Genomic DNA, 22,818 nt, shown 5'->3' on the forward strand with positions numbered 1-22,818 from the left:
CGCCTAACAATTATTAATAATGCTTGTTGCAGGCAAATAAAGGCATTTTCGCCTTAATTCTGCATCTTTGCTAAAATACAAAATAAATCAGCATTGAGTTTTTCAAGGTTCATCGCCGCCCGCATCAGTTTTAAATCCAAACGCACTTTCTCTAAGCTGATTGTGCGCATTGCCATTATTGGCATGATGCTGGGATTGGGCGTAATGATATTATCCTTAGCCATTGTTAAAGGTTTTAAACAGGAAATAAAGGAAAAAGTTCGGGGCTTTGCGGGTGATATTGTGGTTTTTAAATATGATCTGAATAACTCGTACGAGAATTCGCCCATAGAAACCGACAAGGGATTTGAAAACCGTGTAAAAACCAAACCGTACATAACCGGCATTATGCCTTTTGCCACCAAGCCGGGTATTATTAAGGCTAATGATGAAATAGAAGGTGTGGTGCTGAAGGGCGTTGATAAAAGTTACGATTGGTCGTTCTTTAAAAAGAACCTTGTGGAAGGTAAGGTGATCGATTTCAGCGAGCCGGACAAGGCCAAACAACAGATCATCATTTCAACCTATACGGCAAAGCGACTGAAATTAAAACTGGGCGACCGCTTTGTAATGTACTTTGTACAAAACGATCTGCGTAAGCGCCCGTTTAAAATAGTAGGCATTTATGATGCCGGGGTAGAAGATGTGAACAAGCTGTTTGTAGTCGGTAGCCTCCCGCTGATACAAACACTTAACAATTGGAAGCCTGATGAAATTGGCGGCTACGAGTTACGTGTTCGCGATTTTGAAAATGTAGAGTTATATCATAACCTGGTGCGGGATGTGATGCCGGTCGATCTGAAATCGAACGCGATCACCGAAAGTTACCCCACCATTTTCGGCTGGCTGCAATTGCTGGATACCAATACGCAAGTGATCCTGGGATTGATGCTGATCGTCGCGGTTATCAATATGATATCGGCTTTATTAATTATGATACTGGAGCGCACCACCATGATAGGTATGCTGAAAGCTATGGGCTGCACCAACTGGAAAATACAGAAGATATTTTTGTACAATGCGCTATACCTGATAGGGGTGGGGTTGCTGCTTGGTAATATTTTGGGCGTGGGCCTTGGCTGGATACAGCATGAAACCCATCTGTTTAAACTGGATGAAGCGTCGTACTACATGAAGTTTGTGCCGGTACAATTGGAATGGCCGGATGTATTGCTGCTGAACCTGGGCACGCTGATCATATCTATTTTAGTGCTGGTTATTCCATCAACATTGGTAAGCCGCATCTCGCCGGCGAAGTCAATAAAGTTTAAGTAGGTTTTGGGTAATGGCAATTTAACCACAAAGAGCGCAAAGTGGACAAAGGCCTTGCAGGAATCTTTAAGAAAATCTTTTTATCTTTTGTACTGATGAAATAACTATTCTCTGTGCTCTTTGTGGTTAAATTACCATCAATCGCCAAACTAATACTCTTTTTATTTTTTAGCCGGTACAAAATTTAACTTGAGGTTCACGCCACCGGCGCCAAATTTTATCTGCTGCATGCCCAGGCCATCGAGCGGGTATTTTAAAAATGGCTCGATGATCAACCGGTTACTTTTCCCTAATGGGTAACCGATACCAAAAGATACGTTGAGCGTTTTGGCGAAATCGAAATTATTGAAACTGCCATGCGTAGTACTTTTTTGCTCCAATTGTGCCGATGTATAGTTAAGCACATAGGTTTCATTAATAAACGTGCCCGAACTTAAGCCTGCTGATACATAGGTATCGCTTTTCTGCGGATTGAACTGATATTTTAAATTGATAGGCACGTCGAGCCCGATCAAACTTGCGGTATAATTTTTAAAGATGGGCGTTAACACCGAAGCTAAGCCGGCACCGGCAGATATGTTATACGCAGCATTATTAAGCGCGTTCGAAGCAGGATCGGCAGTGAGGCCCGTGGCCCTGTATCCACTGCCAGAATATGCAGGCACACCGCCAGTATAATTAAGCGAGTTTTGCGCGATGGAGACACCGGTCGATAATTTCAGCTTTTTAGAGATCCGAAAATCCGAGCCAAAGCCCGCGCCTACATTAATATTATTATCGCTGCCTTTGGCATAATTAAAATAGGTAGCGGCAAAAACGCTTAGCACCGCTTTTTTTCCGGTGGCTTTATCTTGCTTGGCGTTTACTTTAGTGGCCGGTGTTTTTTCGCTTAACAACTTATTCAGCGCGTCAGCACTGCTGGGTTTGCCCGCATCAATTGGTTTGTTAGCTGCAATGTAAGGGTTATTATGCTGTACCGATGTGTCTGCTTGTTTTTGGGTGATGGTGTTATTAGCTATTATATCCTTCGTGTTTACCTTGTTGATAATAGTATCCTTCCCGTTGGTTTTAGGAGGGATAACGGCAATAACCGGTAAGCCGGTGTTAGTATTAACAGCCGCATTTTGCTGTTGGGCGCTTGCCGCTGGCGTTGTTGACTTAGGTTTTGCTACCGACGTCAGCGCGTTTGTTTGTTGCCCCGCAGATTTTAAAATAGGCGTTGTTTGTGTGTTTGTAGTAGTTGGCTTTGACTGCTGTGTATGGTTCTGTGCTAAATTATCGGTCGCTGTAGCATTAGCTGTAACAATTGTATCCATATGGTTACGCTCTTTTGCCGCGTTTTTAATAATTGTTTTAGGATTTTTTACCATTAATTTATTGGCATCGTTGCCGGGCTGATACCTAAACCATAGGCCCAGGCATAGTAATACCACTGCCGCGGCGGCATACCATAGCCAGGCCAAACCGCGGCGTTTTTCCTCTTCGGGAAATTTTTGGCGCAGTAATGCCCAACCTTCATCAGCCATGGTATCCTCGTCGTAATTGTCGAATACCTCGCGAATGCGGTCGCTTAATTTGTCATATATTTCTTCTTCGTCCATATTTATGGCGCTGCAACTATTAGTTTTCTTAATTTCTCCTTTGCCCTTGTCAGGTACACCCGCGATGAACTTGCAGGTATATTCAGCATGCCGGCAATCTCATCGTGGCTGTAACCATCTACTTCATACAGGTTAAAAATGGTACGCTGTATGGCGGGCAGGTTATCCATCAGTTTTATAATATCCCGCGCGTTTATCGTTTCAATAATATATGTGCCCGCTTTAACCGGGGCGGCGTTGTCCAGTTCAATATTCAACTGGTGCTTCAATTCCTTGCGGCGGCGGTCTATCGCGGTGTTTACTATAATAGTGCGTAACCAGGCCTTAAATGGTTTGCCGGTATCGTAGCTGTGCACCGTTTTAAAAATCTTGATAAAACCATCATTCACCACTTCCATCACATCATCGGGGTTAAAGCAGTAGCGGCGGGCAATGCCCATGGCAAAGCCATAGAAATGCTTATAAAGCATTTCCTGGTGCTTAAGACTGCCTTGTTTACACCGGTCGATCAGTTCAGATTCGGCGGTGTCCGTTGGTGGATGCATGAAGTGTTTTAGTCCCTGTGTTTGATAATTTGCTGCACTGTTTCTATTTCATACGTAAGCAGGGTATGAAATGCTACAATTAAATTAAAATTAATTTAACCGCTGCCCTTTAAAATAAAAAGAGACCATTGATTTATAATGGTCTCTCTTCATTATTTATTCGCCTGTGTCAATTACTGCCTTTTCAGATCGTAAAAAAAGCCAAGCGTATCGGCAAACGTAGCATCTATTTGCAGGTTAGTGCCGTCGTAACCATATTCGTAAATACCATACAGGTGTATTTTGCTTGGCGGTGGTGTGCTGGTATAGGTTTTATCGGCAAACTGTATGGCATAGGCATTCATAGAGAAATCGCCAAAACTGCCAGCGTGCACGGTGCTGGTATCGCCGGTAACCTTGTAGCCGGTTTTTACATCCATGGTTAAAACAATATTGGCCGATAAAGTATCGTAGCCTTTTTTAGTGGTATTATAATGCAGCCGGGTAAACTTGCCCGCAAAACTCCCCGATGGTACTGGGAAAGTGTTGCCATCGCTATCGTTATGCTTCATGCAACCTGCACCCAGCATCACCATAAACGGAAGAAAAAATATAAACGCGCGTTTCATAGGATATGTATTTAAGTATGCATTACGTTTACTTTATGCTAAACGTTACAATTGGGGTATTTATTTTAAAGCTTTTTGGCTTCGTTCCAAAAAACGTCCATTTCGGCCAGCGTCATATCTTGTAGCTTTTTACCACTTTCGTGCGCCCTGGTTTCTAAATGCTGAAAACGCTTAATAAACTTTCGGTTTGTTTTCTCAAGGGCGTCTTCGGGGTTGATATTGATAAAGCGCGCATAGTTAATAAGCGAGAATAGCAGGTCGCCAAACTCTCCTTCAGCTTTCTCACGATTGATGTCGCCTTCATTCTCTACATTAAATTCGGCACGAAACTCCTGCATTTCCTCTTCCACCTTTTCCCAAACCTGTTCCTTGCGCTCCCAGTCGAAGCCAATGCCGCGGGCCTTCTCCTGTATGCGCGATGCTTTTACCAACGCGGGCAGCGAGGCCGGCACACCGCCCAACACCGATTTATTACCTTCTTTCAGTTTTATCTTTTCCCAGTTGCGCTTCACATCCTCCTCGTTGTTCACTTCAGTATCGCTGTAAATATGCGGGTGCCGGGTAATCAGTTTATCGCAAATGCCGTTAAGTACATCGGTAATATTAAAGTCGTTCGTTTCCGAGCCAATGCGGGCATAAAATACCAGGTGCAGCATGATGTCGCCCAGTTCTTTTTTTATCTCCTGCATATCACCACTTAGTATGGAGTCCGAAAGTTCATAGGTTTCCTCGATGGTGAGGTGGCGCAGGCTTTCCATGGTTTGCTTCATGTCCCATGGGCAATTGGTACGCAGATCGTCCATAATGCGTAGCAGGCGTTCAAACGAGGTAGTCGGCGTTAGGCCGGTATCAGGAGGAATAATAGGCATGTATGATGTTTTTTGCAAAGGTATGCAGAATGCCCGATTTAACGGAGATTAATTACGAATGTTGAATTTCGAATATCTAATGACAAAGGTAAAATGCCGGTCAATATCGGATAATCAATGCCGGGTGTCAGATGATCAACATTTGATATTCATCATTCATAATTACACATTCAATATTTTCCTAACCAGTAGGGTAGGAGGGGGCCGGTGTTAGAGAACCATCTCCGGGATATTGCCTTCTACAATTAACTTCCCGGCTGTAGCTTTTACAATTTCCTCAACCGAAATTCCCGGTGCGCGTTCCAGTAGTTTAAAACCACCACCGGGCAATACGTCTAAAACCGCCAGTTCGGTAACGATCTTTTTCACGCAGTTAACACCAGTGAGGGGTAGGGTACAGGCGGGGAGCAGCTTCGACTCACCAGCCTTGTTAACATGCTGCATCGCTACAATAATGTTCTCGGCCGATGCTACCAGGTCCATCGCGCCGCCCATGCCTTTCACCATTTTGCCGGGAATCTTCCAGTTGGCAATATCGCCGTTTTCCGATACCTCCATGGCCCCTAAAATGGTCAGGTTAACTTTCCGTGCGCGGATCATCCCAAAGCTCATTGCCGAATCGAACACCGCCGAACCGGGCAGCATAGTGATGGTCTGTTTGCCGGCGTTAATTACATCCGGGTCTTCCTCTCCCGCAATGGGGAAGGGCCCCATACCCAGTAAACCATTCTCTGATTGCAGCACCACATCCATATCATTGGGGATATAATTGGCCACCAGCGTAGGGATGCCGATGCCCAGGTTAACGTAATATCCATCCTTAATTTCACGCGCTATACGTTTGGCTATGCCTTGCTTATCTAACATAAATAATGGTTTATCAGGCGGGGTATCAGTACCCCAAATGGTTATTACAAAGATGCGATTTGTTTGGGCTTTTGCAGCGCTATCGCATCAATATTTTTAATGCATGCATAATATTTTCCGTAATAGATCGATGGCCTTGTCCAGAAACCCGTATCTGTATTTAAGTTAAATTATAATTTTATATAAACTTTAAAAATATCTGAATATAAATTAATTAAAAATATTTCTTTATCGAAATACAGAAATATTTCTGCTGAATATTCTGTATTTCAGGTGCTATCAGGGCTGGATTTTAGTTGCTTGGAATGGTGATATCGATTATCGGTGATAATGAAAATAGCGCGTGTAGGTGCGACAAGAAAATGATTAAACGCCATCTTGTCGTACGCGGCTTTATCGTCCGTTTTGTGGCATAAGAAGAGACGGCGTTACCATAGCAATAGGTTTCAAACCCATCGCTATATTGAGATGCACCCTGCCATGTTTTCGATGGCGAAGAGAGGATGTAAATCGTTAGCTAATGGAGTTGACGGGGTTGGGTCTGCACATTATAGATAGTGCGTTGCGCTTCCCCATATCGGCCTAAAACAACAAAGCCGCCTTGCATAAGCAAGACGGCTTTGTTCAATATATCCTTTAATAAAAGGAGCAATTATAACTGCTCTTTAGTAGGGTTGCGGTGGTACACCTTATCCTCCAAAAATTCCTGGATGGCTACCAGTGTAGGCTTAGGCAAACGCTCGTAGTGTTTAGAGATCTCTATCTGCTCGCGGTTCTCAAACACCTCTTCCAGGTTATCGTTTGATGAAGCAAACTCCGATAGTTTTTGGTGCAATTCTTCTTTGATATTGTTAGATATCTGGTTGGCCCTTTTAGCCACGATAACGATCGATTCGTAAATGTTATCGGTTTTCACATCCAGCTCGCGCAGGTCGCGGGTGATGGTGCTGCTGGCCGGAGCCGGTTTATTTGCAATGTTATTTGTCATATCTTTTATCTGCTAGTATTAGTTTGGTATTTTTTGGCTTTGTTGTTTTTCTGATGGCACCTGTATTTTTACACTGTCCTTTTGTGCAAGCTTGCGGGCCAGGCGGACGTTGGTGGCGGCTTCGGCCATAAAGCGTTGCACCTGTTTAATACCGTTCTCGCTGTCCTTTTTCAGGCTGGCAGCCTCTTTCAGGTATTTGCTGTTAGGGTACTTCTCTACAAATTGATCGTGAAAAGAAATAGCCTGGTTGTAACGTTCTTCCTGGCGGCGTTCGTTGCTGTTTTTAGCATACAGGTATTGTGCCTTAATAGTTAAAAAATCCATCTCCTCAGCATATTTAGTATCAGGGTAATCGCGCAGCGAGTTACCGAACGCGATAACAGCCGACTGGTAATCCATAATAGTTAAATACAACTTGGCGTTGGTGTACGATTTCTCCTCCAGTTTATCGCGCAAATCCTGTATCAGTTTGCTGGCCTCGGCTACACGGTCGCTTTTAGGGTAAAGGTTAATAAACAACTGCAGGGCCTCAATAGCCTTGGTTGTATTATCCTGATCGAGCGTATAGTTTGGCGAATCAAGGTAAAAGCAATAGGCGGCCATAAAGCGGCACTCCTCGGCACGCGGGTCAGCCTGGTAGTTCTCGGCAAAGTTTTTAAACTGGTAACGCGCCGATGTAAAGTCCTTTAGTTTGTAGTTAGTATAAGCATAGTAATAAAACATATCCTCGGCACCCTGGCGGCCACGGTATTTAACCGATAGGTCGTCAAAAAGTTCAAGCGCTTTGGTGTATTCCTTTTTATTATAGTATTTGATCGCTTCCTGGTATTTTTTCAGGTTATCGTTACTGGCCTTCAGCTTTTCAAATTTGCTTTTGCAACCGGCAAATATCAAAACAGCAGCAAGCGACGCGCTAAAAAATCCGAGACTTAGTTTTTTAAACATTTTGCAAAGATAGTGAATAATACAAATCAGTCAATTATTTATTTGGGTGCTAATATATAAGCTATAAAACGCACGGTATAATAGGGGAGGTTGTTTTAACATCTTTTAACAGTAGGGCAGGGCTGAGTTTTAATTAACCACAAAGTACGCAAAGCCCGTTGTAGTCATCATTGCACAAAGGGCACAAAGCTTGGTCTACCTATACCTACTATATAACTATATATACATACTGTATGCATACTATATGGGTATATTATATACTATAGGTCAAGTCATTTATATACATACTTCCTATTATATACATACTTCATGGGCCACCAATTGCAAACGTTATACTATATATAATAGTGTATGCTTTATATGATAAAGTATTCTTTGTGACCTTTGTGAAAGCCTTAGTGCACTTTATGATTAAAATCTACAATTTGAAAATGAACGTTCAGTGTTTCATAGGAGCCAGTAGCCCCGCTTTCCGCTGCAAAGCCTCGCTTGCCCCTGCGCAGGCCACCCCACGCTGCGGATTTTCCGCTGCAATCAGGTTTAGATTGATCGGTTCCTGCTATTACATATACAACATTACAGGTGTATTACTATAGCACAACCATCTTTCGGACTTACAGGCTTTCCGTCTTGCGGACTTTCTCCCAAATTTTTCACCCTCGTTTTCAAAGTGTTATAAATACAATATGTAATTAATTGCAGAAACATTTGCATAAACAAAAAACCTGCGTACCTTTGCAGCCCGCAAATAAGGAAAGCGGGACGTTCTCTGACAGATTTTGAAACGAATTTTAAGCCGAAAAAAAGTTTAAAATAAATTTTAGAAAAAGAAAAAAGGTTTATACCTTTGCAGCCCGCAACGACGAAGAAGAAAACTTCGAAAGGAGTTCAGAAACATCGAAAACGGGGTCTCAAAAAAATAAAAAATAAAATTTTGAGATAAGAAAAAAGGTTCTTACCTTTGCACTCCCGAAACGAACAAGACGAAAGTTGGAAACGGAAAAAGGGAAAAGCGCTGACCGCAACGGGCAGTGGAATTGAAAAGAGAAAGCCGTCATCAAATACTAAGATGAGCAAACGGCAGGGCGGCGAAAGCGGCCATCATTAAACAAGACATTGACCATCGCAATGATGGAAAACATACAGCCGGTACCGGGATGGGAAAGCGAAAAAGTTCTTAGAAAGATAAAGAGACAAAAATAAATCATGAAGCAAAGCGGGGCTTTGAGTAAGATCAAAGTAACTGTCAATTTAACTCGGAAGCTTGGGATTTGTATAAAGATAACATAGCTAAAAGCGCAAAGCTAAAAGCAAAAAGCTGTCAAAGGCTTTCAGCTTTAGTCTTTCAGCTTTCAGCTCAAATACAGATTTCTATTTTGAGTAATAGGGTCTGGATACAAACAAAACATTTTACAATGGAGAGTTTGATCCTGGCTCAGGATGAACGCTAGCGGCAGGCCTAATACATGCAAGTCGGACGGGATTTGGGAGCTTGCTCCTAATGAGAGTGGCGCACGGGTGCGTAACACGTATGTAACCTACCTTGTTCAGGGGGATAGCCTCTCGAAAGAGAGATTAAGACCGCATAACGTTATGATGTGGCATCACAATATAACCAAATATTTATAGGAACAAGATGGGCATGCGGAACATTAGCTAGTTGGTAAGGTAACGGCTTACCAAGGCTACGATGTTTAGGGGATCTGAGAGGATGGCCCCCCACACTGGTACTGAGACACGGACCAGACTCCTACGGGAGGCAGCAGTAAGGAATATTGGTCAATGGGCGGAAGCCTGAACCAGCCATGCCGCGTGCAGGACGACGGCCCTATGGGTTGTAAACTGCTTTTGTACGGGAATAAACCTTGATACGTGTATCAAGCTGAATGTACTGTAAGAATAAGGATCGGCTAACTCCGTGCCAGCAGCCGCGGTAATACGGAGGATCCAAGCGTTATCCGGATTTATTGGGTTTAAAGGGTGCGTAGGTGGCCTGTTAAGTCAGGGGTGAAAGACGGTAGCTTAACTATCGCAGTGCCCTTGATACTGATGGGCTTGAATGGACTAGAGGTAGGCGGAATGTGACAAGTAGCGGTGAAATGCATAGATATGTCACAGAACACCGATTGCGAAGGCAGCTTACTATGGTCTGATTGACACTGAGGCACGAAAGCGTGGGGATCAAACAGGATTAGATACCCTGGTAGTCCACGCCCTAAACGATGAACACTCGATGTTGGCGATATACGGTCAGCGTCTAAGCGAAAGCGTTAAGTGTTCCACCTGGGGAGTACGCCCGCAAGGGTGAAACTCAAAGGAATTGACGGGGGCCCGCACAAGCGGAGGAGCATGTGGTTTAATTCGATGATACGCGAGGAACCTTACCCGGGCTTGAAAGTTAGTGAATGTGGCAGAGACGCCACAGTCCTTCGGGACACGAAACTAGGTGCTGCATGGCTGTCGTCAGCTCGTGCCGTGAGGTGTTGGGTTAAGTCCCGCAACGAGCGCAACCCCTATGTTTAGTTGCCAGCATGTAAAGGTGGGGACTCTAAACAGACTGCCTACGCAAGTAGAGAGGAAGGAGGGGACGACGTCAAGTCATCATGGCCCTTACGTCCGGGGCTACACACGTGCTACAATGGTCGGTACAGAGGGCTGCTACCTGGCAACAGGATGCCAATCTCTAAAAGCCGGTCACAGTTCGGATCGGGGTCTGCAACTCGACCCCGTGAAGTTGGATTCGCTAGTAATCGCAGATCAGCAATGCTGCGGTGAATACGTTCCCGGGCCTTGTACACACCGCCCGTCAAGCCATGGAAGCTGGGGGTGCCTGAAGTCGGTAACCGTAAGGAGCCGCCTAGGGTAAAACCGGTAACTGGGGCTAAGTCGTAACAAGGTAGCCGTACCGGAAGGTGCGGCTGGAATACCTCCTTTCTGGAGCAAGTCCGTAAGCCTATAGGTTATATAGACAGACCTGCTTTGCCCATGTTTATTTTTGTCGCTTTAATAAAGATAACCCAGGAAAGATGAAGCCATCGGTTGGGCCTGCCAGGGCAGGGACAATAAGTGGCAGTAGCAGTAGTAAGTAGCAGAAATAAAACGCTGCCACTGCAACTAAATACTGCAACTTATAATAAAGTCCCGTAGCTCAGTTTGGTTAGAGCACTACACTGATAATGTAGGGGTCAGCAGTTCAAATCTGCTCGGGACTACAGTGCAGCGAAGCTGCAGGTTAAAAGAGAGCGGTTGAATAAGTTAAGTAGTTAACTACTCACCAATCAACTACTCACTAATCACTATCCTTGGGGGATTAGCTCAGCTGGCTAGAGCACCTGCCTTGCACGCAGGGGGTCAACGGTTCGAATCCGTTATTCTCCACGCTGTTTAGGTAAAAGGCCAAAGGCGAAAGGAAAAAGGTATCAAAACCTTTCACCTTTAAGCTTTCACCTTTCACCTCAAACAAAACGTTCTTTGACATATTGGAAGAAGTAATTGAAAAAAAGAGAAAACAACAGTAGGGACGTTGTTGATCAGAATCAAGAGTACAGAATCAGGGATCAGGACTTGTCTTGACTCTTGGCTCTAAGAATCCTGAATCTGTGAAATGACTCTCAATAAAGCATACGCTGCCGAGCAAAAGCGGCAGATGTAGGAAGAAAGTAAATAAGGGTACACGGGGGATGCCTTGGCTCTCAGAGGCGATGAAGGACGTGATAAGCTGCGATAAGCCGCGGGGATCAGCAAATATGAATTGATCCGCGGATTTCCGAATGGGGAAACCTAACTATCTGAAGGATAGTTGCAATAGCGCGAACCTGCTGAACTGAAACATCTAAGTAAGCAGAGGAAGAGAAAATAATAATGATTTCCAGAGTAGTGGCGAGCGAAATGGAAGAAGCCCAAACCCATAATGTTACGGCATTATGGGGGTTGTAGGACCACGACATTGGATATTAAACTGAACCGGAAGGGGGTGGGAAACCCCGCCATAGAGCATGACAGCTGCGTACGGGTAAGGAATAATAACATAGTGGTATCCTGAGTACCGCGAGGTCGGAGACGCCTTGTGGGAATTTGCCGGCACCATCCGGTAAGGCTAAATACTCCTGAGAGACCGATAGTGAACCAGTACCGTGAGGGAAAGGTGAAAAGAACCCCGAACAGGGGAGTGAAATAGAACCTGAAACCGTGTACTTACAAGCGGTCGGAGCCTGGCAACGGGTGACGGCGTGCCTTTTGCATAATGAGCCTACGAGTTACTCCTCACTGGCAAGGTTAAGTGTTTCAGACACGAAGCCGAAGCGAAAGCGAGTCTGAATAGGGCGTGCAGTCAGTGGGGGTAGACGCGAAACCTTGTGATCTACCCATGGACAGGTTGAAGGTGCCGTAACAGGTACTGGAGGACCGAACCGATAAACGTTGAAAAGTTTCCGGATGATCTGTGGGTAGGGGTGAAAGGCTAATCAAACTGGGAAATAGCTCGTACTCCCCGAAATGTTTTTAGGAACAGCGTCGTGGTAGAGTTAAATAGAGGTAGAGCTACTGATTGGGTGCGGGGGAGTCAAATCCTACCAAATCCAGACAAACTCCGAATGCTATTTAATATACACGGCAGTGAGGCTATGGGTGCTAAGGTCCATGGCCGAGAGGGAAAGAACCCAGACCATCAGCTAAGGTCCCCAAATTATTGCTAAGTTGAACTAACGAGGTCCGATTGCACAGACAGCTAGGATGTTGGCTTGGAAGCAGCCATTCATTTAAAGAGTGCGTAACAGCTCACTAGTCGAGCGATCGGGCATGGATAATAAACGGGCATCAAGCAGTATACCGAAGCTATGGATTTGCAGCAATGCATCTGGTAGGGGAGCATTCTAACGCCGGTGAAGCAGGAGCGACAAGCAACTGTGGAGGTTTTAGAAAAGCAAATGTAGGCATAAGTAACGATAAGGCGGGAGAGAAACCCGCCCACCGAAAGACTAAGGTTTCCTGATCAACGCTAATCGGATCAGGGTTAGTCGGGGCCTAAGGTGAAGCCGAAGGGCGTAGCCGATGGACAACTGGTTAATATTCCAGTACTTTTTATAACTGCGATGCGGTGACGGAGTAGTGAAACTGACGCGAACTGACGGAATAGTTCGTTAAAGGCCGTAGGTATAGGATCTGTAGGTAAGTCCGCAGATCTTGCTGAAAGCCGATAGTACTCGGAACCTTCGGGGGATGGGATAGTTCAGGTAATCAGACTTCCAAGAAAACCCGCTAAGCTTCAGGTTATAAAAACCCGTACCGTAAACCGACACAGGTAGTCGAGGAGAGAATCCTAAGGTGCTCGAGTGAATCATGGCTAAGGAACTCGGCAAAATGGCCCTGTAACTTCGGGAGAAGGGGCGCTGTCAGCAATGGCAGCCGCAGTGAAAAGGCCCAGGCGACTGTTTAACAAAAACACATGGCTTTGCAAAATCGAAAGATGACGTATAAGGCCTGACACCTGCCCGGTGCTGGAAGGTTAAGAGGGGATGTTAGTCGCAAGGCGAAGCATTGAATCGAAGCCCCAGTAAACGGCGGCCGTAACTATAACGGTCCTAAGGTAGCGAAATTCCTTGTCGGGTAAGTTCCGACCTGCACGAATGGTGTAACGATCTGGGCGCTGTCTCAGCCATGAGCTCGGTGAAATTGTGGTATCGGTGAAGACGCCGGTTACCCGCAACGGGACGGAAAGACCCCATGCACCTTCACTACAACTTAACATTGATATCGGATACAGGATGTGTAGGATAGGTGGGAGACTGTGATCCGGCTTCGCCAGGAGTCGGTTAGTCAACGTTGAAATACCACCCTTTCTGTATTTGGTGTCTAACCCTGCAAAGCGGGGGACATTGTTTGGCGGGTAGTTTGACTGGGGTGGTCGCCTCCAAAAAGGTAACGGAGGCTTTCAAAGGTAAGCTCAGTACGCTTGGTAACCGTACGCGGAGTGCAATAGCATAAGCTTGCTTGACAGTGAGACAGACAAGTCGAGCTGGGTCGAAAGACGGATATAGTGATCCGGTGGTTCTGCATGGAAGGGCCATCGCTCAAAGGATAAAAGGTACGCTGGGGATAACAGGCTGATCTCCCCCAAGAGCTCATATCGACGGGGAGGTTTGGCACCTCGATGTCGGCTCGTCACATCCTGGGGCTGGAGAAGGTCCCAAGGGTTGAGCTGTTCGCTCATTAAAGTGGCACGCGAGCTGGGTTCAGAACGTCGCGAGACAGTTCGGTCCCTATCTGTTGTGGGCGTTGGAAGTTTGAGTGGGGCTGACCTTAGTACGAGAGGACCGGGTTGGACTAACCTCTGGTGAATCTGTTATGCCGCCAGGTGTACTGCAGAGTAGCTACGTTGGGAATAGATAAGCGCTGAAAGCATCTAAGTGCGAAACTAGCCACGAGATGAGACTTCCTTATAGGGTCGTAGCAGACTACTACGTTGATAGGTTACAGGTCTAAAGGTAGTGATATCAAAGCCGAGTAATACTAATAGCCCGAAGCTTTCTCATAGCAGGTAATTAAGGGGCCTGAGCTAACGCTCGGCCCCGAACACAAAGCTGTTGTTTTCTCTATATTCAATTCCTTCTTTCAATACTTGTCATAGATTAGCTAAAAGCAAAAAGCGTAAAGCAGAAAGCCGGAAGCCTATCTAATACCGAATTGGCTAAAAAGCTTTATGCTTTCGGCCTTGAGCTTTCAGCTCAAAAGAAATTCAGGTGCCTATATCGGCGGTGTCCACCTCTTCCCATTCCGAACAGAGAAGTTAAGCCCGCCAGAGCCGATGGTACTGCAGTAAAATGTGGGAGAGTAGGTCGGTGCCAAACCTTATCGTCTGACCGACGTTAATGTTAAGCCCCTCATCATTGCGATGAGGGGCTTTTTTTGTGCGCTAAATTCTCTGCGAAGAGCGATATTCCTGAAATAGCGGCTACCGCTCATTATAAACCCGATAGCAGCGGAAAACCCGGAGCTTGGGCAGACCGCGTTCGGGCAAGCGAGGCTTTGCAGCGGATAGCGGGACTGAACCGCCGACATTGGCATAATCGTTCATTTTCAAAACAACGCCCCGAAATATTTTATCCTTACCTTCGTTCTAATATCAATTCAATACCTATGCGGAAAGTGCTGCTCCTTATCACCGTTCTGTTAACTGCGAATATTCTTTTTGCGCAGAACATCCAATCAGTTTGCATAAAGATCAACGAGTTGAATGATAACATCCTTTTAGGGAATATAAAAAAGCAACAGGCAATAGCGCCTTTTAAGGCCTTAATGGCAGAACTAAACCGGCTTATAAAAACTAAACAATTGGATAATGCCTGGGTATTCCCATTGCAAGGTTATAAGCCCAGCGCTATCGGCGGCACAAACGGCAATGGCTATAGCGATAGGGGATACAATTACTTCGACGGTAATAAGCACGCCGCCCATCCGGCGCACGATATTTTTATCCGCGATAAGAATCAGGACGATATTGACGATAAAACCCTGCAGCCTGTAAACGTTTTAGCAATGGCTGACGGCATTGTACTGGCCTGCCGGAGTAACTGGGATGAAAAAAGCGATCTGCGGGGTGGTCGCTACATCTGGATCTATCATCCGCAGCTAAATATCATCAGCTATTACGCGCATAACCGTGAGATATTTGTAAAGCCTGGCGATGAAGTTAAGGGGGGCCAAAAGATTGCAGAAGTTGGCCGTACAGGTTTTAATGCCTTTAAAAAACGTTCACCAACGCATTTGCATTTCGGTACTTATCACCTGCAAAATGGTTTACCTATACCTTTTAATGCCTATAACCAACTTATTAAAGCGCAAATCAAATGAAAACGTTGACCATATTCCTTTTAGCATTCTTTGTTTCGGCCAGCATTCCCGCGGATGATGTTAATACACGGTTTAAAGTCCCGGCGGGGTATGGTATCATAACTAACATTGGTTTTGGGAAATGGCTTGGTCAACTATCTTTAAAACCTGCAGGCACGCATACGCAAACATATAAGGGAGATATTGCACGCACCGATGCCTATACCGCCGCGGTAATTGATATGAGTGTTGGCAAACAGGACCTGCAGCAATGTGCCGATGCCGTAATGCGCCTGCGCGCTGAATATCTGTTTCATCAAAAACGGTATGATGCGATTGCTTTTAATTTTACCAGCGGTTTCCGATGCGATTATGTACATTATGCCAATGGTTACCGCTACAGCCGCGATAAATGGGTAAAAACTGCCACCAAGGATTATTCGTATGCGGCTTTTATGCGTTATATGAACCTGGTATTCTCGTACGCCGGGACTTTATCGCTTGAAAAAGAGTTGATAAAAGTTAACAATGAGAAAGATCTGCGCGCCGGCGATGTATTTATTCACGGTGGCTCGCCCGGGCACTGCTTTATTGTGCTGGCTGTGGCAGAAAACGTAGCGCATGAAAGGAAATTCCTGATGGCACAAAGCTTTATGCCCGCGCAAAATATACAGGTACTACAGGCTGATGGGAATCCGTGGTTTAGTATGGCGCAGACAGCTCGGATACCTTACGGAGAACTGGTTGATCTAAAATATCTTCGCCGGTTTAAAGATTGACCTACCTGGGGAATAATCCACAGTTTATACGTTGCGGGAAGAGGAGTATCGGATTCAATTTCCCCACTATTTCCCCAACATTGGGTTATAGCTGTTGCAGAAAATCGATACAACTGACTTGATTTATATTAATTGCCCACTGAAAAAACGCTGTTTGCAGCTTGGTAGGGCCGTTTTTTAGACTTTGTTGTTGCGTTATTAATTTTCGGTTAAAATGTTTTCAATCAATGGCACAGGGATTGCATTATCCTTTGCAACACTAATTAAATTGATTGAAATATGAACGCAGTAATTAACGATACCCTGAGATTTTTAGCTAATTTTTCAGCTTGTGTAATTGTTTTTGGAGTGATAGTTTTAGTAAATTATATGTTTAGCCGCGATAAGGTGATCACCAGGACCATGCGTCATAAATAACCAGGATTTAGCAGGAACGATTATATTATGATCCGGAGCGACAGCTTACAGCTGCGCTCCGGATTTTTTATTTTACAACTTCTATGTTTTGTTTAATGAAGGTTTACTTAGCTGTTGATTAGAATAAAGGCATAGTAATTGCGTTTTAATAAATATTGTTACACTAAAATTAATTACTTATGCGTAGTATATTAATTGACCTGTTTCACATATTTGTAATGCTGGTTATATTAGGCTTTGGGGTAGCTTGTTTGTTTGCCAGCGGTGGCCGGTACGATCACTGGAACAAACGCCTGAAAGGCCGGAAGCCATCCAACGGCAGTTTCCAGTAAGCAGTGCCCGCATTTCAGTTTGCACTAAGCACAGCAGCAAACTGCACCTGATCAGGACCGTTTCTCCACGCGATCATAAAATCCCCCAAAGGAGTTTATTCTTACGTTTTCTTCTTTAAAAAAATCGCCGGGGAAGCCGAGCGGTACAGCACTTGCTTCGTCGATCTTTTTAAGATGCTCATCGCTTAATATTAAAGAAGTAGTTTTTAAGTTATCTTTCAACTGGCTTAGTTTGGTAGCGCCAACAATGGGGATGCACGAAAAGCCCTGCTGACGCATCCATTGCAAAGCCACATTGCCGGCCGATACGCCCAGTTCATCGGCTACTTCCATCACCACTTTAGTAATGCGTTCGCTGTTTTCATTACGGCGATTACTTTCGGGTTTTACGCGGCCGGTATCGCCCTTTAAATATTTACCGGTTAATGCACCTCCTCCAAGCGGGGCCCATGGCGTAACTGTCATCCCGAAGTGTTTGGCCATGGGGATCAGTTCGCGCTCGGGGGTGCGTTGCAGCAGGCTATATTCAACCTGCAGGGCAATAAACTGGCTCCAGCCCATTAGTTCGGCAAGGGTATTGCCTTTGGCCACCATCCAGGCTGGGGTATCGCTAATGGCGGCGTAAGTTACTTTGCCCTGTCGTATCAGGTCGTCCAGGCCACGCAGTACTTCATCAATTGGAGTAATATCATCCCAAATATGCAGATAGAGTACATCAATAAAATCGGTTTTCAAGCGCTTCAGGCTCTCCTCTACGCTGCGCATCATATTTTTGCGGTTATTGCCCGATGCATTGGGGTTGGTTTGGTTATCCTTCAGGGTATACTTGGTGGCCAGCACAAAATAATCACGGTCTTGATTTGCCAGATAATCGCCTATTATCCGCTCGCTGGTGCCTTTCTGGTAAACATTGGCTGTATCAAGGAAGTTTCCGCCCGCGCCGGCAAACTCATCCATAATATCAAAACTGGTAGCGGCATCGGCGCCCCAGCCATTATCGGTGCCAAAGCCCATGGTGCCTAAACAAAGTTCGGATACTTTAAGGCCCGAGCGGCCCAGCAATTTGTATTTCATAAAGATGATAAACGTATATATTGATTAAACGCCATAAACCGATGCCGGTTTCGGCCGAAGATAACATTTATCGTATCCACAAACAATATAATGCTGTAGGGGTTAACATAAAAGCATATATCAACCCATGAAGATCATTACCGCCAACCGCCCCTGGAATATTGATAAACTATTTGAAACATTGCAATCAAAACTGAACCCCATTTTTATGGAAGCCCGCCAAATGGATATACAGTTTGATATTGAAAGGAGTGGAGATGATATCAAGATAGGTAACCCCCAATATTATGATGGCTACCTCTTCAAAATAACAGTACAGGGCAATAAACTATACATCGCCAAGTCCGAACATTATGTGGACGACGTGAACCAAATAACCCTGCAAAGTATTTTAGAGACTTTGCAAATGGATAGTTTGGATGGGGCAGATATTACTTATATAAGCGGGGAATAAGTTTAAGTAAAAAGTCCAAAGTCAAAACTGAAAATCTGACTTTGGACTTTTTACTTTAAACTTTCGACTTGGAATTTACCCGCTTATCCAGCTAAACTTATAATCAAGCATTGGGTTTTTCATCCTGTCGGCAACGCGTATCAGGCGGTCAGGGAGGGCGGTGATATAATCACGGGCCTTTTCGCCGGCTTCGTTCAGGTCGCTGATCGATTCTAATTTCCATTCAACGATCAGGTCGCGCAAAATATCTACATAATCAGTAGCGGTATAAATGCCTAAACGTTGGGCCGCATCGGTAAAATGACCGAAGGTTTGGCCTATCTTTAAACCAACTTCGCGCAGGAAGTGCGCTGGCATAACTATCTTTTTGCGCATCATGTCTTCGAAGGCGATCATGGCCTCGCTGGCATCAACTTCAAATGCTTTTGAAATAAAAGCTATATAAGCCTTGGCATGGCGCGCCTCGTCCGACGCGATAACGCCGCACATTTTTGATAACAAAGTATCGCCGCACTTTTTAGCCTGGCTGGCCACGCGGCGGTGCGATATATTGGTAGCCAGTTCCTGGAAACTGGTATAAATGAAGTTACGGTAAGGGTCGGTGCCGGTACCAATGTCAAAGCCATCAGCCAGCAGGTATTGGGTTGATACCTCCATGGCGCGCATATTCACACGGCCGCTTAGGTACAGGTATTTGTTCAGCAGGTCGCCGTGGCGGTTCTCCTCGGCAGTCCAGGCGCGTGTCCATTTCATCCAGCCGCCTTCTTCGGCCATATTAACACCCTCAACCATCGTCAGCCACGATTCGTAAGTAGGCAAAGCTTCTTCGGTAATAGTATCGCCAATTAAAACAGCTACCAGATCGTACGATAGGCCTTTAGCGCTCTCGCGTAATTCTTTTACTTCCTGGAAAAAGGTATCACGGGTCGAATCGGGTAAAAAGTCAGATGGCTGCCAATTGGTCTCGATAGGTTTCAGATAATCGTGCATATTTTCCAGCATATATTTTTCAATATGCTTCATTACCTCACGCCGTTTTTCTTCAAAGAATCTCATTATAGCTTATTTCGCACAAAGGTAATCAATTAATATGTAATAAATAATGATATCCCTCACATGTATTATAACCAAATTGTTAGGGTAATGTGTGGCGGCATTACTTATTTAACTATACCCAATAATAGCTGGTAGCGGCTTTATCTATCCAATAACTAATGAGTAATGATAGCGCAGCGTAATGACCAAATGACGCGAAGCCTAAGGGCGTTGCCTGCGGCCCGGGCTGTCCGCTCATACTGCACGGGCCTTAGCCACAAGGCCGGTATCCGCTACTATCCCTAACGCGGAATTTGTCTGAATCAAAATTCACAGAATTTTAAAATGACCAGAATTCTGCAAATCCTAAAATCCTGTAAATTTTGATTCAGACGATTATCTTTGCCTGAACATATGACTGACATTCCGTTTTTACAGGCCAGCGCCGTAACCAAAATATATCCCGGTGCGCAGCCAGCAGGCTTAAAACCTACCAACCTGGTGATAGAACCGGGGAAGATCACTGCTATTATAGGTGCCAGCGGAAGCGGTAAAAGTACCCTGCTGCACCTGCTTTTTGGTTTGATATCTCCTGATAGCGGCAAGGTTTACTTTAAGGGCGATCGTGTTTGGGGGCCCGAAGAAAAACTGATTCCCGGTCATGACGCCATGAAGATGGTAACCCAGCAAACCGATGACATGAACCTGTTTGCCAAGGTTTATGATAATATAGCCATCCTGCTGCCCAATACCGATATCGAGGCTAAGCACCGTAAAACCGAAGAGATCCTGCTGCAACTGAACATGAAGCGGATCGAAAAAAAACGGATAGCCGACCTGAGCGGCGGCGAACGCCAGCGAGTGGCCATTGCCCGTGCGTTGGTAACCCAGCCCGAAGTTCTGTTGCTCGATGAACCATTTAACCAGGTCGACGCGTCGTTTCGCGAGGGTTTGCAGCAGGATATCCGTAAGGTGGTAAAGGAAACCGGCCTTACAGTGGTAATGGTATCGCACGATCCGGCCGAGGTACTTTCCATGGCTGATGAACTGATCGTCCTTAAGGACGGCGAAATACTTGAACACGGTCATCCTAAAACCTTGTACCAGGAGCCAAAGTGCCTGTACACCGCGCGCCTGCTCACCAATTGTAATGTGCTGAGTAACGGCGAGGCCAAAGCGTGCGGCATCATATCCGAAAAGGAAAATGTAGTAATATATCCTGATTGGGCTACTATTACGCCAAGCTATACCGAACAGCATTGGTTAGTGAAGCAGATATTGTTTAAAGGTTTTTACGAGGAATTAGTGATAGAACGTGATAACATTAGCCTGCGTGTAATGAACGCCCACGCCGAAAAATATAAGGAGGGAGATGCGGTGCAGTTGAAGGTGCGCCGGTATTTGGAGTATTAGGTATCTTGAAACTTGGTTGTTAGGCCATTCTAATGGGATCCATATTTTATATAACCCGGGGGCGTATGTCATAATTTAAGCTTTTAAGACGCCTGTGGGGACACAGGCACCGGATAAATCTCCCCTGGTTTGTGTCCCCACCATAGCCGTTAACTTAAGGATTTTCAGAAAGATTTTTTTTGAGATAGTGGCGTGAGATGGCTCCGCCGGTGGGCGAAACCTATTAGATTTTCCCATATTTGTTTGATTATTTTTTATTAAAAAGGGCGGTTTGTTTTCGAGGCAATTACCGCCCTTTTCTTACATAAAGATAACTTTTTTTTGAAAAAAGGTGTCATTTTCTTCGGGAAAAGCTCCTTTTATCTTCAGCCGCGACGCATTTGTTGATGGCATTATCACGCCCTTACAGGACAGTATTACTAATACGCTTGATCGCGACAAACTTGATGTGTTTGCGCGGCAAAGCGGATTTCTGCAACGGAGGTCCAAGCTTAAACCCGACGAGTTTATCGATACATTGATGTTCAGTGGTCTTGATCATGGGCAACTCAGTTTGCAGGACTGCTGCAACGACCTGGCCCGGCAGCACCAAACCGCTCTTAGCAAAGTCGCATTACATAAGCGGTTCAATTCAAAGAGCCTGAACTTCCTCAAGCTTGTGCTGGCCGAACAACTCTCATCCAGGCTGAATATCAAAGGGACGGACGACTGGCAGCCGTTTTCACGGGTAGTGATCGCCGACTCCTGCAAGTTTTCTCTGCCGGCACAATGCAAGGATGACTATCCCGGTTTTACAAACTTCGGCAATGTATCATCCATTATGAATATCCAATATGCTTTTGATATCAAAAACGGGGATTGGGAAAACCTGGAATTGACCAGGGCTACCGAAAATGACCAAAGTCATTCCAAAAAAACACTGCACCGTATTGGCAGGGGGGAGTTGCATATCTGCGACCTGGGCTTTGTTACTCCATCATACCTCAGAAAAGTGGTGAGTGAACAAGCCTTTTTCCTCAATCGCTTACATCCGCAATGGAAACCCCTGCAGCATGGTTCGGGCAAGCCTGTCGATTGGGCGGCGCTCCACCAAAAAATGAATCGCAGCGGGAAATTGCAGTTCGAAACAATGGTTACTATCGGAACCGGGGAGGATGGCTTCAACTGCCGCCTGATCGCTGTTCCCGTACCGGAACAGGTATGGGCCGAACGGATACGGATAGCTCAACAAAGAGCCAAAAGCCAGAAGGTCGCTCTTTCCGATGAATATAAGTCTCGTTGCCGGTTCAGCATATTTATTACAAATACGCCGATAACCACCCTTAAAGCCGCGGAAGTCATTCAACTATATCGTTTAAGATGGCAGATCGAACTCGTGTTCAAGACCTGGAAATCGCTGCTTGCCATCCATAAGGTAAGGGCTGCCAGGACTGAAAGGCTGGAGTGTCAACTGGTCGCCAAATTTATCTGGATATTTATCAACTGGAAGATATTCCGCTTTGTCGATTCCGTCATTCGGAAAAACCAGCCGGCCTACGCCCTTTCCATTTGGAAATTCTTTAAACATGCCCGCCTTAATAGCCAAGTCATCAGAAGTGTGGTTGCCGGTGAATTACCATTAAAAGATTGGTGGGAAAGGTTCCTTTTTCCAATTATAAAAAGTCTGTTGATCGAACCGAAAAAAGGAAAAAAGGCAGCTTTTGAAATTGTCTATGAGGTCTTTAAGAACTTAAGTTAACGGCTATGGTGTCCC

General features: G+C 45.3%; 18 protein-coding genes, 2 tRNA genes and 3 rRNA genes. 13 read left to right on the forward strand and 10 right to left on the reverse strand.

Going from position 1 to position 22,818, the window contains the following annotated elements:
• Positions 1 to 93: 93 nt before the first annotated feature.
• Positions 94 to 1,314 carry an ABC transporter permease gene (locus HQ865_RS05015; RefSeq protein ID WP_173413836.1) on the forward strand — a complete coding sequence of 407 codons (1,221 nt, stop codon included), beginning with the start codon at positions 94 to 96 and terminating at the stop codon, positions 1,312 to 1,314.
• A gap of 158 nt (positions 1,315 to 1,472) precedes the next feature.
• On the opposite strand, the gene HQ865_RS05020 is transcribed toward HQ865_RS05015, so the two are convergent.
• From HQ865_RS05020 to HQ865_RS05050, 7 genes are all read right to left on the reverse strand, one after another.
• A complete protein-coding gene (locus tag HQ865_RS05020) occupies positions 1,473 to 2,912 on the reverse strand; it encodes a hypothetical protein (RefSeq protein ID WP_173413837.1) in 1,440 nt (479 codons plus the stop codon).
• A gap of 2 nt (positions 2,913 to 2,914) precedes the next feature.
• Positions 2,915 to 3,457 (reverse strand): RNA polymerase sigma factor, encoded by a 543-nt coding sequence (locus HQ865_RS05025; protein WP_173413838.1) that lies wholly within the window; start codon positions 3,455 to 3,457, stop codon positions 2,915 to 2,917.
• 173 nt (positions 3,458 to 3,630) lie between these two features.
• Complete coding sequence (locus HQ865_RS05030; protein WP_173413839.1) at positions 3,631 to 4,065, reverse strand: hypothetical protein; 435 nt, start codon at positions 4,063 to 4,065, stop codon at positions 3,631 to 3,633.
• Between the two features lie 65 nt (positions 4,066 to 4,130).
• Complete coding sequence (mazG, locus tag HQ865_RS05035) at positions 4,131 to 4,934, reverse strand: nucleoside triphosphate pyrophosphohydrolase (protein WP_173413840.1); 804 nt, start codon at positions 4,932 to 4,934, stop codon at positions 4,131 to 4,133.
• A 210-nt stretch (positions 4,935 to 5,144) separates the two neighbouring features.
• A complete protein-coding gene (locus HQ865_RS05040; protein ID WP_173413841.1) occupies positions 5,145 to 5,801 on the reverse strand; it encodes a 3-oxoacid CoA-transferase subunit B in 657 nt (218 codons plus the stop codon).
• 652 nt (positions 5,802 to 6,453) lie between these two features.
• Entirely contained in the window at positions 6,454 to 6,789 is a 336-nt protein-coding gene (locus HQ865_RS05045) for a DNA-directed RNA polymerase subunit omega (protein WP_173413842.1), read from the reverse strand.
• An 18-nt stretch (positions 6,790 to 6,807) separates the two neighbouring features.
• A complete protein-coding gene (locus tag HQ865_RS05050; protein WP_173413843.1) occupies positions 6,808 to 7,734 on the reverse strand; it encodes an outer membrane protein assembly factor BamD in 927 nt (308 codons plus the stop codon).
• Positions 7,735 to 9,146: 1,412 nt separating this feature from the next.
• Here HQ865_RS05050 and HQ865_RS05055 point away from each other — a divergent pair.
• From HQ865_RS05055 to HQ865_RS05095, 9 genes are all read left to right on the forward strand, one after another.
• Positions 9,147 to 10,668, forward strand: a 16S ribosomal RNA gene (locus tag HQ865_RS05055).
• A gap of 203 nt (positions 10,669 to 10,871) precedes the next feature.
• Positions 10,872 to 10,946 (forward strand) — tRNA-Ile (locus HQ865_RS05060).
• Positions 10,947 to 11,038: 92 nt separating this feature from the next.
• Positions 11,039 to 11,112 (forward strand) — tRNA-Ala (locus HQ865_RS05065).
• A gap of 275 nt (positions 11,113 to 11,387) precedes the next feature.
• A 23S ribosomal RNA gene (locus tag HQ865_RS05070) occupies positions 11,388 to 14,264 on the forward strand.
• Positions 14,265 to 14,467: 203 nt separating this feature from the next.
• Positions 14,468 to 14,579 (forward strand): 5S ribosomal RNA (gene rrf, locus HQ865_RS05075).
• The 16S, 23S and 5S rRNA genes sit together here with 2 tRNA genes alongside, the layout of an rRNA operon.
• A gap of 289 nt (positions 14,580 to 14,868) precedes the next feature.
• On the forward strand, positions 14,869 to 15,582 hold the full coding sequence (locus HQ865_RS05080) for a M23 family metallopeptidase (protein ID WP_173413844.1): 714 nt from the start codon (positions 14,869 to 14,871) through the stop codon (positions 15,580 to 15,582).
• A complete protein-coding gene (locus HQ865_RS05085; protein ID WP_173413845.1) occupies positions 15,579 to 16,340 on the forward strand; it encodes a DUF4846 domain-containing protein in 762 nt (253 codons plus the stop codon). Before HQ865_RS05080 ends, HQ865_RS05085 begins: the two co-directional genes overlap by 4 nt.
• A gap of 279 nt (positions 16,341 to 16,619) precedes the next feature.
• Complete coding sequence (locus HQ865_RS05090; protein WP_173413846.1) at positions 16,620 to 16,757, forward strand: hypothetical protein; 138 nt, start codon at positions 16,620 to 16,622, stop codon at positions 16,755 to 16,757.
• A gap of 179 nt (positions 16,758 to 16,936) precedes the next feature.
• Positions 16,937 to 17,089, forward strand: a complete 153-nt coding sequence (locus HQ865_RS05095; protein ID WP_173413847.1) for a hypothetical protein — start codon at positions 16,937 to 16,939, stop codon at positions 17,087 to 17,089.
• Positions 17,090 to 17,140: 51 nt separating this feature from the next.
• Here HQ865_RS05095 and HQ865_RS05100 read toward each other — a convergent pair whose 3' ends face one another.
• Entirely contained in the window at positions 17,141 to 18,163 is a 1,023-nt protein-coding gene (locus HQ865_RS05100) for an aldo/keto reductase (RefSeq protein ID WP_173413848.1), read from the reverse strand.
• 127 nt (positions 18,164 to 18,290) lie between these two features.
• Here HQ865_RS05100 and HQ865_RS05105 point away from each other — a divergent pair, with 127 nt between their 5' ends.
• Positions 18,291 to 18,617 carry a hypothetical protein gene (locus HQ865_RS05105; protein ID WP_173413849.1) on the forward strand — a complete coding sequence of 109 codons (327 nt, stop codon included), beginning with the start codon at positions 18,291 to 18,293 and terminating at the stop codon, positions 18,615 to 18,617.
• 75 nt (positions 18,618 to 18,692) lie between these two features.
• Here the strand turns inward: HQ865_RS05105 and HQ865_RS05110 are convergent, their stop codons facing one another.
• On the reverse strand, positions 18,693 to 19,673 hold the full coding sequence (locus tag HQ865_RS05110; RefSeq protein WP_173413850.1) for an acyl-ACP desaturase: 981 nt from the start codon (positions 19,671 to 19,673) through the stop codon (positions 18,693 to 18,695).
• Positions 19,674 to 19,785: 112 nt separating this feature from the next.
• Entirely contained in the window at positions 19,786 to 19,911 is a 126-nt protein-coding gene (locus HQ865_RS26035) for a hypothetical protein (RefSeq protein ID WP_262889719.1), read from the reverse strand.
• A 155-nt stretch (positions 19,912 to 20,066) separates the two neighbouring features.
• On the opposite strand from HQ865_RS26035, the gene HQ865_RS05115 reads away from it, so the two are divergent.
• Together HQ865_RS05115 and HQ865_RS05120 are read left to right on the forward strand one after the other, a co-directional pair.
• The gene (locus HQ865_RS05115) at positions 20,067 to 21,065 is read left to right on the forward strand and encodes an ABC transporter ATP-binding protein (RefSeq protein ID WP_173413851.1); all 999 of its coding nucleotides are present in this window, start codon (positions 20,067 to 20,069) and stop codon (positions 21,063 to 21,065) included.
• A 331-nt stretch (positions 21,066 to 21,396) separates the two neighbouring features.
• A complete protein-coding gene (locus HQ865_RS05120; protein ID WP_173413852.1) occupies positions 21,397 to 22,803 on the forward strand; it encodes an IS4 family transposase in 1,407 nt (468 codons plus the stop codon).
• Positions 22,804 to 22,818 lie beyond the last annotated feature (15 nt).

It is taken from the genome of Mucilaginibacter mali, from assembly GCF_013283875.1.
GTDB classification, from domain to species: Bacteria; Bacteroidota; Bacteroidia; order Sphingobacteriales; family Sphingobacteriaceae; genus Mucilaginibacter; species Mucilaginibacter mali.